We start from the raw sequence: 14,020 nt of genomic DNA, 5'->3' as shown, positions 1-14,020 counted from the left end.
CCCTTCAGGGGGAGCTGTCGCGCAAAGCGCGACTGAGGGGGTATCCGCCGCATCACTCAATCACTCACGCGACGTGGCGTCCCTCCTTCCTGCGCGTGAACTGGATCGTGACTCCGGCGCCGGCGAGGAGGAACATCGCCAGGATGACGGCCGTGACCGAGGTGCCGGTCGCGGAGAGCGGGGCCTTGACGCGCACCCGGTAGACCACGTCGATCGTGGTGCCGTCCTTCATCGTGTAGCGCAGGGTGAAGGAGTCGTCGCCGGCCTTGTCGCCGGCACGGTACGCGAGCGCGCCGTGCCTGAACGTGACCGTGCCGAGCGAGGCCGCCTTGGCGATCTCGCGGGCCGTGTAGCCGTCGACGTTCTTCGGTTCGTCGATCGTCGCCGTCTTGCCGGTTTCGACCTCCACCGGGTCAAGAGTGATCGTGTGGTTGGTCTGGCCCGGGGTACCGGGCTGGTCGGGCTGGTCAGGCTTGCCGGGCTGATCGGGCTGGTCGGGCTTGCCGGGCTGATCGGGCTTGCCGGAATCCACGCGCTTGAGCGCCTTGATCGCGGCGTCCAGCGCCTTGGCGGCGGCGTCGACCTGGGCCTGCGTGGCCTTGGCGTCGTCATGCACCGTGCGGGCCGCGGTGAGCGCGGTCTGCAACGCCGTCCACGATTCGGCGGTGTAGTCGGTCTCGACGAGGCCGGCGGTCGAATCGATGAGCGCGGTCAGCGCGGACTTGTCCACCGTGGATTCGGCGGCGGTAGTGACCTTGATCGAGGCAGGATCGGAGCTCACGCCGAGGGTGTCGACGGCGGTCACCTGGAACGTGTACTCGGTGCCGGCGGTCAGGCCGGTGGCCGTGTACTCGGTGGTGGTGCCGTCCACTTCGGCGACCTGCTTGCCGTCGACGCTCACGAGGTACTTGGCGACGCCCGCTTCGGAGACGGAGGCGTTCCAGGTGAGCTTGACCGAGGTCTTGCCGACTTCGGCGGCGGTCAGGTCGGCCGGGGCGCCCGGCGCGGCGATCGTGCCTTCGCCGATCGTGTAGGTGGCACCCGCCTTGGTCGCGAACACGACCAACTTGGCGCCATCCTTGTTCTCGACGACCTTGGACTTGACCAGCTTGCCGTCGCCGTCGCGCACGACCACGGCGGAGGCGTCGCCCTTGGTGAGCTTCACCGCGGCCTGGTTGCCCTTGTTGGAGACGAGCGTGACCGCGGTGGTCTTGCCGTCCTTCCAGGAGGTGCTCACGGTGAAGTTGCCGCGGGCCACCAGACCGTCCACCGAACCGGTCGCCCAGCTGGACGGCAGGGCCGGCAGGATGTTGGTGTAGTTCGCGTACTTCGTGCCGTCCTTCGCGGTGAACGTGGAGTTGGACTGCAGGAGCATCTCGTCCACACCGGCGGTGTAGCCGAAGTTGCCGTCGATCTGGAACGGCGGGTGCGCGTCGAACAGGTTCGCGTACATGCCTTGCGCGATGAGCTCGCCGAGGATCTTGTACGCGCGGTCGCCGTCGCCGGTGCGCGCCCACGCGTTGATGCGCTGCGCACGGCCCCAGCCGGTCGCCACGTCGCCGCGGTCGTTCATCGAGACCTTGGCGGCCTCCATGTACTCCGGGTTGTCGATGGTGATCAGGTCGCCGGGGTAGAGGCCGAGCAGGTGGGACATGTGGCGGTGGTTCTGCTGGTAGCTGGGGATGGCGTTGCCGTCCTTGTCGTGGCCTAGCTTGCCTTCGTTGTACCACTCCTTAATCTGGCCGTCGTCGCCGATCTCGATCGGCTTGAGGAGGCTCTTGGCGCAGCTCCACGAACGGTTGGCGTTCTTGTCGGTGAAGTTGCCGTCGTCGTCCTTCGCCCAGTTGGCGGTGGCGCAGGCGGTGGTGTCGCCGACGAGCTTCTCGTCCTTGCCGAGGGTCTCGGCGGATTCGATCACGTCGTTGAGCATCTGCCAGACGAGCGAGCTCTCATAGGTGTTGCCGTCGGTGCCCTGCGGACCCTGTTCCGGCGAGTACGCCACACCGGTGGTGAGGCGGGTCTTGCCGTCCTTGTCCTTCAGGTACGCCTCGTGCAGCATGGAGTTGACGTAGAAGTTCGACTCCTCCTTGAGCAGCGGGTAGATGTCCTGTTCGAGGGACGCCTTGTCGCCCGTGTACTCGTATTCCTCGTACACGTTCTGCAGCAGCCACGGCATGACGGCCGGCGACCAGCCCCACGAGAAGGCGGCGCCCGGCGTGGTCCAGCCGTACGGGGTGTTCTCCGTGTGCACCATGAATCCGTTGCCTTCGCCGATCGGGGTTCCGGCCTTGGTCTCGGCGCCCGCGTAGATCTTCGCGGTCACACGGCCGGGCTCGACGAGTCCCTTGGCGTAGGCGATGAGCGGCGTGGCCGATTCGGCGAGGTTGCTCGAATAGGTGGGCCAGTAGTTCATCTGCAGGTTCACGTTGAGGTGGAAGTCGGAGTTCCACGGGTTGTTGCCGCTCTGGTAGGCCTTGTCGGCGCCGCGGGCGGCCCAGATGCCCTGCAGGTTGCTGGGCAGCTGGCTGTTCTCGCGGGAGGAGCCGATGGTCAGGTAGCGGCCGTACTGGTACAGCAGCGTCTCGATCTCGCGCTTCTGCGCGTCGGTGGCGGAGCCGTCGGTGTACTTGGCGAGCAGCTGGTCGGTCGGTTCGTCCTGGATGGCCTGGCCGAGGTTCAGCTTCACGCGGTCGTACAGGGCGGCGTGGTCCTTGACGGACGCGTCCTTGACCTTGCCGTAGCCCTTGTTCGCGGCCTTCGTGACGGTCTCGGCCACTCGCTTGGCGAGCGCCTCGGCCGTCTCTCCGGTGCGGTACGTCGGGTAGACCTGCTTGTAGTCGGTGGCCGCCGCGATGTACAGGGTCACGGTGGTCGCGTCGGAGATCTTGAGCGAGGCGTCGTCGTCGCCCGCGGCGACGGAGCCGTCCTCGAGCACGGCCTTGATCTGCGAATCGTAGCGCAGGCCGTTGTTCTTCAGCGCGCCGGACGTGGTGAGCGTATCGCCCTTGACGACCGTCTTCTCCCCGTCCTTGGTGACGTTCTTGTACGTCGGCATCGCGACGTTCAGGTTGAGCTTGCCGGCCTCGCTGGCCTTCAGGCGCACGACCATCACGTTGTCCGGGTTGGACGCGAGGTATTCGCGCGTGTAGGTGACGCCGTCATGCTTGAACGTCACGTCGGCCTTGCCCTTGGAGAGGTTCAGGTCGCGCTTGTAGTCCGAGTACTGGGCGTCGTCGCCGAAGCCGTAGTCGATGGTCAGGTCGCCCCAGGTCTGGTAGCCGCCGTGCGCCGCGTCGTCTGTGCCGCCGACGAGGCCGTTGACCTCACCCTGGCTGAGCGTGCCGCCCTGCTGCAGCTTCTTGTTGAGGTTGCGCAGCGTGGCACCGTTCTTGCCCTTGGACTCGATATTGCCGCCGTTGTAGTTCGCGGAGGAGCCGGGACCGCCGGTCCACAGCGTCTCCTCGTTGAAGACGACGTGCTCCTTGCCGACTTCGCCGTAGACGGTGCCGCCGATGCGGCCGTTGCCGATCGGCAGCGTGGCCTGCTGCCACACCTGGTCGGTGTCGCAGTTCGACATGAAACACCAGGTGAAGCCATGGCCACCGGTGAGCTGGCGGAATTCGGTCTTGGAGGCGGGCTGGTTGTACCAGAGCAGGTCGTCCTTGGAGGTGTCGCCGTCGTCGCCGCCGGTGGCATCGGAGACCACGTACACGGTGAACGCGGCGGTGTAGTCGCCGTAGCGGACGGTGATGACGTGCGCGCCCACGCCGTTGGTGTCGAAATCGGCGCCCTCCAGCGTGTAGTCGGAGGCGGCGAGCGCGACCTTGGAGCCGTCGGACATCGTCTTGACGACGACGAGGCCGTCGGCGGAGAACTGCTCGTTCTTGCCGAACTGGTACTTCGTCTTGGTGGGCTGCTTGTCCACCGCGATGCCGGTGACGTAGACGTAGTCGGCGCCCTCGTCGGGCACGGTGAAGGTCAGCGTGGCGGTCTTCGGGCTGGCGGCGCTCACCTTCTCGGTGACGGTCAGCATGTACGTGCCGGCCTTGGCGAAGTGGCCGCCGTCGACGAGCGCGGGGGAGAACTCGTAGCCGTACTGGTCGGCGTTGAGCTCCTGCTCGGAGCCGTCGGAGTAGACGGCCTTCACCGTCATGCCGGTGGCGTCGAACACGTCGCCCTTGCGGTAGTCGGTCTTCGCCGGCGCGGTGACGGCGAGGCCGGCGAGCGCGACGCCGGGCTCGGTCTTGCGGTCCACGGTGACGGTCATCACCGGAGCCATGTCGGCCTTGGCGTTGGTCATGCCGCCGTGCGCGCCTTCGGAGCTGACGAAGCGCACGTCGGCGCCCTTGGTCTCGTTCATCGCGAACGTCACGGAGGTCTTGCCGGCGGCGATCGCCTGCGCCACGATATCGGTGACGTCGACGCTCACCTTGGTGCCGGTGATCTTCATGTCCTTGTCCGTGCCGGCGAGCTTGTAGCCGCCGAGTGCGAACGGTTCGGATTCGACGACGACCGTGCCTTCCGCGGTGGCGTCGAAGTCGGGGCGGTTAGCCCAGGTCGCGTCCTCGACGGCGCAGGAGGCGCCGTTGGTGCACTTGGACGGGTCGATGGCGGTGACCTTGACCGTGTCGGTATCGGTGGCGGCGAAGGAGCCCTTGTACCCGATGTAGGTCAGGTCGATCTTCGCGGACTTGGGCGCGTTGCCCTGGTACTTCGTGAGGTCGAAGCGCAGCAGGCCCATCTTCGCGTCGGTGCCGTCGTTCGTGTCGGTGGACTTGAAGCCTTCGCCGAGCGAGTCGTAGCCGGAGGGCAGCATCGCGCCGACGTAGGTCTTGCCGGAGAAGTTCTGCGTCTTCTCGGTCTTCCACGCCTGCAGCGTCGAGTCGGCGGCGACGTTCACCGTCTCCTCGGCCTGGGCGGTCGTGTCGGACGTTCCGATGACCGCCTCCTTGCTGAGGGCGTCGCCGGAGGCGGCGTCGACCACCTGGATGGTGGCGGTGAGGCCTTCGGCGCTGTCGACCGGGACGCTCACGTCGGCGTCCTGCGTGGCGCCGGGCGCGACGAACGCGGTGGCGGCACCCGTGGAGACCACGGAATCATCGGAGGCGCGCTTCACGGTCAGCACGACCTTCGCATTGACGGCGGCGTCGCCGGAGTTGGTGAGGCGCACGGCCGCGCGGTACGGGGTGCCGCCGGTGAGCTGCGCGGTCACGCCGGCGAACCGCACGCCGAGCGAAGAGCCGGGCGCGGTGATGGAACGCAGGGCGCCGAGGAGGCGCACGTCGCCCCAGTCCGCGGTGACGGTGGAGGGCGCGTCCGACGTGGAGAATTCGATCTTCTTCGCCGTGCTCACGGACACGTCGAAGTCGGCCTTCTGGCCCGCTGCGAGCTGGCGCTCCCAGACGGTCACGCCGTCGGCCTTGATCGTGAACGTGGCGGAGCCGGAGGTGACGGAGGAGTCGAGTCCGGCGACGCCGAGCACGCGGCTGTACTTGCCGTCGGCCTTGGCTTCGGTGCTGGCGTTCGCGCCCTGCGCGACGCCCTTGGCGTAGCTCACGCCGCCGATCGTCACCTGCTTGCCGCCGGCGACGAGGTCGGCGAGGTAGGCGCCGTCCTCGGCGTACTGCGGGGCCTGCGCCTGGTCGTTGCCGTAGACCTCGAGCTCGTTGAGGAACGCGTGCTCGCCGTCCGGCACGTCGGTGAACTCCACCTTGACGGCGCCGGTGTACAGGCCGCCGACGTTCTCCTCGGCGGGGCGGGAGGCGACGGTGTCGGCGGTGTACGAGGAGACCTTCACCCATTCGCCCTTGTCGTTCTGCACGGACAGCGTGTACGGGTACGGGGTCTTGTCGCCGAATCCGAGGCGGATCTTGTACACGTACTGGGCGAATTCGGTGGACAGGACGAACGCCTGGCCGGAGCCGGCGGTACCCGCGATCCATTGGGTGTTCTCGTCGCCGTCGGCGCCGAGCGCGCCCTCATGGCCGGCCTCGGAGCTGGTCGGGCTGGTCGGGCGGTTGAGCGCCTTGTTGGTGTCGCCGTAGGCCATCGGCTCGGGGATCTTCAGACCCGCGGTGGCCCACTGGCCGGCCTCGTAGAAGTTCTTCGGCTCGGTGCCTTCGTTGCCGCCGGTCACGTCCTTCGTGGTGATCTGGAACGTGGCGTCAGGCAGGCCTTCCGCGGAAGCGGTCAGCGTGGTGGTGCCGGAGTAGTAGGAGCGGAACTCGATGGCGGCCTTGCCGTCCTTCATCGAGACGTTCTTGGTGAACTTGTAGGTCTTGCCGCCGGCGAGCACGCCGGGGCCGTCGGTGACCTTAAGGGTCACCTCACGGTTGTCGGAGACCCAGTCGCCGTTGGCGTCCTTCATCGTGACGATGATCTGCGCGTCGGTCTTGCCGTCGTTGGTCAGGGTCTTGGGGGAGTCGGCGGATTCGGCGATCTCCATGTGCGTGGCGGTGCCGGACTTGGAGACTTCCGGCTTGGAGCCGTCGCCCTGGTTCTCGCGGTACCAGTACCACAGGTTCTTCGGCACGCGGAAGTAGTCGATCATGCCCATCTTGGCGAGGTCCTTGCCGCCGACGGTGCCGTGGTCGAAGCCGGCCCACAGGGCGAGGCCCGCGCTGTTCTTGGTGAGCGTGTACTTGCCGTCGTTGTCCTTGTCGAGTTCGCCGTAGACGGACGTGCCGGGCTTGTACTGGGCCTTGTCGTTGACGACGGCGCCCGGGCGATCGATGGTCGGGGAACCGTATTCGGCGACCATGTTCGGCATCCACGTGTTCGGGCACTGGCCGCCGCCGCAGATGCGTCCGCCGTCGCCGTTGTAGCCGGCGACGTCGGCCACGGAGAGCTGGTCGTAGCCTTGGCGCTGCGCGCCGCCCATGCCGGTCTTGCGGGTCGGGTCGAGCTGGTGGGCGAGGTTGCGTTCCTTGTTCACCAGTTCCTTGGCGCGCTGCTGGGTGGCGTCGGAGGTGAAGAACACCTCGTTGCCGGCGGACCAGCTGATCACGGACGGGGAGTTGCGGTTCTCGAGGATCATCTCCTGCATCGCGTCGAGCACGCTCTGGTCGAAGGAGTCCTGGTCGGCGGCGTTCTGCGGGTAGGCGTCGCGCAGCCAGTCGCTGGCCTGGCCGGACGGGTCGTCGTTCTTGCCGGCCTGGCCGCCCATGCCCCAGAACACGTTCTCGGACCAGAACAGGACGCCGAGGCGGTCGCACGCCTCGGCGAACGCCACGTCATGCGGGTAGTGGGAGCCGCGGATGAAGTTCATGCCGGCTTCCTTGATCATCTTCACGTCGCGTTCGAAGCCGGCATCGGTGACGGCGTTGGCCCAGCCGCCGTGGTCCTGATGGACGTTGGCGCCGTTGAGCAGCGTCTTCTTGCCGTTGAGGTAGAAGCCGTCGTTCTTCCATTGCGCGGTGCGGAAGCCGAAGCTGGTCTCGTACTCGTCGACGGTCGCGGCGTCGTCGAGCTTCTCGCTGTCGCCGGCGACCACGGTGGTCTTCACGGTGTACAGGTTCGGGTTCTCGGTATCCCACAGGTCCAGGCCGTCGTACATCTTGCCGGTGTCGCCGAGCCCGCCGCTCGTCGCGTCGAGGGTGGCGGTCTTGCCGGCCTCGATCTTGGTCACCTTGGAGTAGAAGGCGTCCTGGCCGTCCTTGGTCGCGACGGTCTTGCCCTTGGCGTCCACCAGCTCCTGCCTGACCTGCACGTACTGGTCCTTGGCCGCGGCGTTGGTCACGTCGGTGGCGACGCTCAGGTTGGAGCGCTTCGCCTTGAGGTTGGCGGCGAGCGCATCGTCGTTCGGATAGCGGCTGAAGTCGATGTTCTGCGCGCTCGAATCGAACTCCGGGTTGGTCAGCGCCGGGGCCGTGACGAACGTGCCGTAGCGGGCCACGTGCACGGGGGAGGTGAGGCGCAGGTACACGTCGCGGTAGATGCCGCCGCTGAACTGGTGGTCGCCCGCACGCGGCGTGAGGTCCTGCTGCCAGATGTTGTTGACGCGCACGGCGATCTCGTTCGTGCCGGCTTTCAGGTACTTGGTGAGGTCGTAGGCGAAGCCGGAGTAGCCGCCTTCGTGCGTGCCGACCTTCTGGCCGTTCACGTACACGTCGGCGACCTGGAACACGCCTTCGAATTCGATCTCGACCTGGCGGCCGTTCGCGAGCCAGTCGTCGGTCACCTGGAACGCCTTGCGGTACCAGCCGTAGCCGACGTACCAGTTCTGGCCGCCGTTGTCGCCGCCCACCTCGTAGGGCATGTCGAAGTCGTGCGGCAGGGCCACGTCGGTCCATTCCGAATCGTCGTAGCCGGCGGCCTGCGCGCCGGTGACGTCCTGACGGATGAACTTCCATCCGCGGTTGAAGTTGACCTGGTCGCGCAGGTCCTTCTGCGAGGCGTATTTCTCGACGGAGGCGGCCGGTTGCGCCGCCGCGTCGGTTTCGGCGGCGGTGGCCGCGCTCGCCGCGAACGGCATGAGCGTGACCGCCATGCCGGCGGCGACGACGGCCGCCACCGCGCGGCGCGCGAGTTTCCCGATGGGTATCTTCTTCATTGATTGTCCTTGTCTTTCTTCCTGTGAATGCAACCCGTCAGCCGCAACGAGACATCACAGCTCTCGAAGCGGCTCTTGACGCAATATGTGCCACCACACCGTGTCACCGGTTACATGTCAGATTATAGAACACTTTGTGATCGGTTACAACCGCTACGTGACACGGCATACACGTCAAGCGAGAGGACGGGAAAAAGGAGCGTTGGCGGCGGGAAGGAAACCGCCGCCAACGGAAGGAGCGCCGCGCGCGACGCGAAGGAAGAACCTCGCGCGCGACGGGATTGTCACTGTTCGCGCTTCGCCCTAAGGAGGAGGGAGGCGCCCGCGATCAGCGACACGATGGAGAGTCCGAGGACCGGCAGCACGGCGCTGCCCGTGGCGGACAGGTGCTTCTTCGTGCCGGAGTCGTTGGACTGGTTCTTGCCGCCGGTGAGCGTTCCGCTGCCGTTGCCGCTGCCGGACGGCTGGGAAGGCTGCGACGGGTTCGGTTTGGACGGTTCGGACGGGTTCGACGGGTTGCCGGGGTTGTCCGGGTCGGTCGGGTTGCCGGGGTTGTCCGGATCCGGCACGGCCTTCTCCTTGACCGTCACCGTGCGGGTGACGGTGGCCGTGTTGCCGGACTTGTCGGAGACCGTGTAGGTCAGCGTGTAGTCGCCGGCCTTGGAGGTGTCGACCGTGCCCTGCACGGTGATCTGGCCCGTCAGGTCGCCGTCGACGTCATCGGTGGCGGTCACGCCGGCCATCGGGTCGAAGGAGGCGCCGTAGTCGAGCGTCACGTCATCCACGCCGGAGATGACCGGCTTGGTGGTGTCTTTCGGTGCTTCCTTGTCGCTGGACAGGTCGACGCCGGTGTAGGTCATCGTGGCGCCGGCCTTGCCGTTGTTGGCCTCGGCGACGACGCCCGTGTCGAGCGCGTCGTCCGCGCCCTGCACGGCGACGGTGCCGACGCTGACGAACGTGCCGTCGGCGGCCTTGTAGAAGCCCTCCAGGGTGTTGGCGTCCTTGCGGGTCACGCGGATGGTTACCGGGGTGCCGCCGCTCACGGTCTCGGAGGTGACGGCCGTGTTCTTGTCGCCTGCCTCCCAGTCGATGTAGCCGTTGCCGTCGGTGTCGTTCTGCCAGAACAGGCCGTTCTTGCTCAGCAGCAGGAAAGCGTAGCCCTTGGCGGAGTTCTGGCCGTCGGCGGACAGATCGTTGCGCACGACGATGCCGGCGCGGGCGTCGGAGTTGCCGCCGGCGTCGAAGCCTGAGACGGTGGCGGTGAGGGAGTCGCCGGTCTTGAGCGCATCGGCGCGGTAGGCGGCGGTGTACTCGTTCTTGTTGGTCCATGCGCCGCCGTTCGCGCCGTCGGTGATGGCGAAGCCGTAGTCCTTGGCGGTCGTGGAGGTCTGGCAGACGGTGCCGGCGTCATTGCCCATCGTGGTCGCGGACCACGGGCTCTTGACGGTCGGGCAGTTCGGATCCTCGGGCGCTTCGGTGAGACGCCAGGCCTGGCTGCCGGCGCTGGTGGAGCGCTTGGCCACGGCCTTCACGCCGTCGAGGTCGAGGGTCTTCACGGTCTTCTTGTTGAGCAGACCGAAGGTGGCGCCGTCCTCGGAGTTGAGAATCCACACAGCCGACGGGTCGCTCTTCGCGGCGTCGACGGTCTTGTCGGCGAGTGTCACGGCCGCGGTGTCGCCGCTGGTCGGATCGTCGCCCTGTGCGGTGAGCACCTTGCCGTCCTTCGTGCTGATGACGTAGGCGCGGTCGGACGGGCGGGAGGTGGAGGCGGGCACCTGGGTGAAGGTGAAGGTCTGCTGGTCCGCGAGATCGTCGGAACGCTGCTTGAGGCTCAGGGTGCCGTCGGAGGCCGCGGTGAGCGCGCGGTTGCCGTTCTTGTCCATCAGCGGGTAGGACGCGCCGTCCTTGATCTGCACGGCGTCGGTGGAGACGCCGGAGACGCCGGTCACGACGATCGTGGTGACGGACTTGGCGGGCACGTTCACGGTGACGGACTTGGACGCCGCGTCGACGGCCACGTCGTTCGCGTCGTCGTGCACGAGCGTGTTGGAGGTCGGGTCGCCGCCGGACTTGTCGGCCGCGGTGGTCGCGTAGGTCTTGGCGACGGCGTTCGCGTCGATCGCGCCGAAGCCGGCAAGGTTGACGGTGGTGGCGCGCGCGGAGCCGGACGTGTTGGAGACGACGAGGCGCAGGCTCTTGTCGGAGGAGCGCACGGCGGCGGTCGCGTCGTTGCTGTCGGTGGCGATCACGTGGTCGCCGGCCTGGATGAAGCGCGTGTAGTTCTTGAACACGTTGAACTTGGAGTTGGTCTGCGTGGTGCAGGCGGGCACGTCGTTCGCGACCTTGCCGTCGGCGTTCACGCCGCCGTACAGGTTGTTCACGCGGCGCTTGGAAGCGAAGACGGACTGGCCGTTCTCCTTGGTGTAGGTCTGGCAGTCGAAGTCGATGTAGATGGAGCCCCAGTTGAGGTTCTCGCCGCCGTGGGCCTTGTCCTGCTCCATGTTGTAGTAGTCCTCGACGGGCTGCCACAGCACCCACGAGTTCGGCTCGTAGTTGCGCATCTGCGTGTTGACCTGGGCGGCGAAGTTGAGGGCGCGCTCGAAGCTGTACGGGTCGAATCCGCCGGAACCGAGGTCGCCTTCGAACTCGCTCATCATGAGCGGCTTGCCGGTGGACTTGGCGAAGTCGCGGATCCACTGGGCGTAGGTCTGGTCGCCGTAGCCGTGGGTGTTGAACTGGCCGAGCTCGGTGTCCCAGTTCGAGGTGTTCTTCAGGTAGCCGTTGCCGTTGTCGATGGAGCCGGAGATCTCACGCTGGAAGTTCACCGAGTTGGAGGCGTCCATCGCGGAGACGAGCTGCTTGCCGTCGGTGGTGGCGGTGAGTCCCTGGGCGTCCATCGCCTCGCGCAGCGCCTTGATGAGGTAGGTCTGCTGGCTGGACTTGACGGACATGCCTTCCTGACGGCCGCTCGGGTTGGAGGCACTGCCCTGCGTGATCCAGCAGTTGGTGCAGTCGTTCGGCTCGTTGAGCGGCTCGACGGTGTCGGGCGTGATGCCGTAGGTGTCCTTGAGGTACTTGGCGACGCGGGCGAGGTACTTGGCGAACTTGACGGTGGCGTTGGTGTCGGAGTCGGCCGCTTCGGTGCCGTCGCCGGCGAGCTGGTCGTCGGTGCTGCCCTTCCAGTGGCCGGAGACGTAGCCGGAGTTGGTCATGAAGTAGGGCGCGGAGTTGGAGAACAGCTCCCAGTTGGCGACCTGCTTGTTGTCGGTGAGCTTCTGGAGCCACCAGCGCTGGGACTGGTCGGCGTCGAAGTCGTAGCTCGAGTCGTCGTCCGGGTTCCACGCCTTGAGCATGGCGTCCTTGTTCGCGTAGGTGGTGGCGGTGCCGCCGTAGAGCGTATCGCTGTGGCCGTCGCCTTCGGGGTTGGCCTTCCACCAGCCTTCGACGGCCGCGCCCTGGCGCAGGTAGTCGGTGGTGTCGGAGGCGTTGCCGCCGCCGATGTTGTAGCGCACGGTCTGCAGATCGAGGCCGTCCTTGCTGAACAGCAGGTCGTAGAAGTCGTTCGCGAGCTGCTTGGCCTGCGCGTTGTCGCTCAGCGCGTAGTGGCCGGTCGCGTTGGCGTACCACGCCAGCGACGTGCCCCAGCCCTTGAAGGTGTCGGACTGGTACCACGGGTTCGGGGTGATGGTCTGCGTTTCGGCGGCAGTGGCGGCGGTCGGCAATGCGCACGCCACCATGGTCGCCGCCCCTGCGGCGATCGCCGCGATCTTACGGGCTATCCTCATCCTGTCTTTCCTCCTTGAATCTGCGTCATCATTGATAGCGCAAACATTTCTTTGTGCGGAAAACTCAATCGTCATCGTTCATTCATTGCGCCGAATACGCCTGCAACACCGACGGCGAACGGCTCACGCAACCACGATTGTGTTACCGGTTACTTATGGTAACATACCTCGTGTGCAACCGGTAACATATTGACATCGTCGACGTGTCGACCTACCCGCCGCCATCCGAAACGGACAGGGCGGACGCTACTGTGGACAGTCGAAATGCGGTGCCGGCGGCATCATCGACCGACCGGAACCACTCCACACGGGAACGCAAACACACATGAGCACCATCACCGACCACGACCGCGGGACCGGCCGCCGCGCCACCATCGCCGACGTCGCCGCGGCGGCCGGCGTCACCAAGACGACGGTGTCGCGCTACATCAACAAACGCGGCTACGTGTCCAAGGCGACCGCGGACCGGATCGTCAAGGCGATGAGCGACCTGCGCTTCACGCCGAACCGCACGGCGCGATCGCTCGCCACGCAACGCACCCACGTGCTGCTCTACGTCATCCGCGGCGAACTCTCGCTCATCACGCAGGACCCCGGACTGAGCCGGCACTACGCGGCCGCGACCGCCGCCGCCGCGGACCACGACTACCAGATGCTGTGCATGACCGTGAACGACGCCAACGCGGCGAAACGACTCGGGCGGCTCGTCGACGAACGGTTCGCGGACGGCTATCTGTACTTTCCCGGCAACGGCGACGACCCGCTGCTCGACACGTTCGCGCAGGGACCGTCACCGGTCGTCACCGCCGGCGACTGGAACATCCACTCGCCGAACGTCCACGCCGTCGTCAACGACAACCGCGCGGCCATGCGCGACGTCACCCGCTACCAGCTGAAGCGCGGGAGGAGGCGGCTCGTCTACGTCTCCGGGCCGGAGACGATCCGCTTCGCACGCCAACGTCTGCAGGGATTCCGCGACGCGGTCGCCGAGACGGACGACGCCGTCGAGGTCGCGGTGACGCACGCCGCGGACTGGAGTCTGGACGGCGCCGAAGCGGCGTGGGAGGAACTGCGTCCCCTGTTGTCCGGAAACCACGGCGACGGACGAGACGAAAGCCGGAATGACGACGGGCACGGCGGCGTTGGCGTCGACGGCATCGTCGCCGCCAACGACCCGCTCGCGGCCGGCGTCATCCGCCACCTGCAGGAGGACGGGTACCGCGTGCCCGACGACATCGCCGTCACCGGATTCGACAACGCCGAGATCTCGCGCACCTGCGACCCGGCGATCACCACCGTCGACCAGGATCTCGCACGATTCGGCGCCACGATGTCCGAAACCCTCATCGCCGCGATCAACGGACAGGCCCCGGAAGGCCCCACCCCAGTCCCCACCACCCTGGTGATTCGCGAATCCGCGTGATGAGGCGGTGTCTGAGAATCGGCCCCCTCTGACGAGGGGGCTGTCAGCCGCAGGCTGACTGGGGGAGAGACCCCCTCAGTCCGGCCTACGGCCGGCCAGCTCCCCCCTGAAAGGGGAGCAAGGGATTGGGATTGACATGCGCTTCGCGCATGGCCGTTTCCCTGCGCCCCCCCCCTTCAGGGGGAGCTGTCGCGCAAAGCGCGACTGAGGGGGTATCCGCCGTCTTGGCCCCCTCTGACGAGGGGGCTGTCCGCGAAGCGG

At 66.8% G+C, this 14,020-nt stretch carries 3 protein-coding genes; 1 reads left to right on the top strand and 2 read right to left on the bottom strand.

Annotated features, from left to right (window positions below; translation table 11 throughout):
• Positions 1-64 precede the first annotated feature (64 nt).
• Together AC1AYD_RS04320 and AC1AYD_RS04315 are read right to left on the bottom strand one after the other, a co-directional pair.
• Positions 65-8,551 (bottom strand): glycosyl hydrolase family 95 catalytic domain-containing protein, encoded by an 8,487-nt coding sequence (locus AC1AYD_RS04320; protein WP_476502212.1) that lies wholly within the window; start codon positions 8,549-8,551, stop codon positions 65-67.
• 284 nt (positions 8,552-8,835) lie between these two features.
• Entirely contained in the window at positions 8,836-12,336 is a 3,501-nt protein-coding gene (locus AC1AYD_RS04315; protein WP_476502211.1) for an immunoglobulin-like domain-containing protein, read from the bottom strand.
• 325 nt (positions 12,337-12,661) lie between these two features.
• Here AC1AYD_RS04315 and AC1AYD_RS04310 point away from each other — a divergent pair, with 325 nt between their 5' ends.
• Positions 12,662-13,759, top strand: a complete 1,098-nt coding sequence (locus tag AC1AYD_RS04310) for a LacI family DNA-binding transcriptional regulator (RefSeq protein WP_476502210.1) — start codon at positions 12,662-12,664, stop codon at positions 13,757-13,759.
• Positions 13,760-14,020 lie beyond the last annotated feature (261 nt).

It is taken from the genome of Bifidobacterium sp. LH_426 (assembly GCF_056356875.1).
Note: the sequence above shows the minus strand (reverse complement) of the source record. Positions and strands in the feature narration are given on the sequence as shown.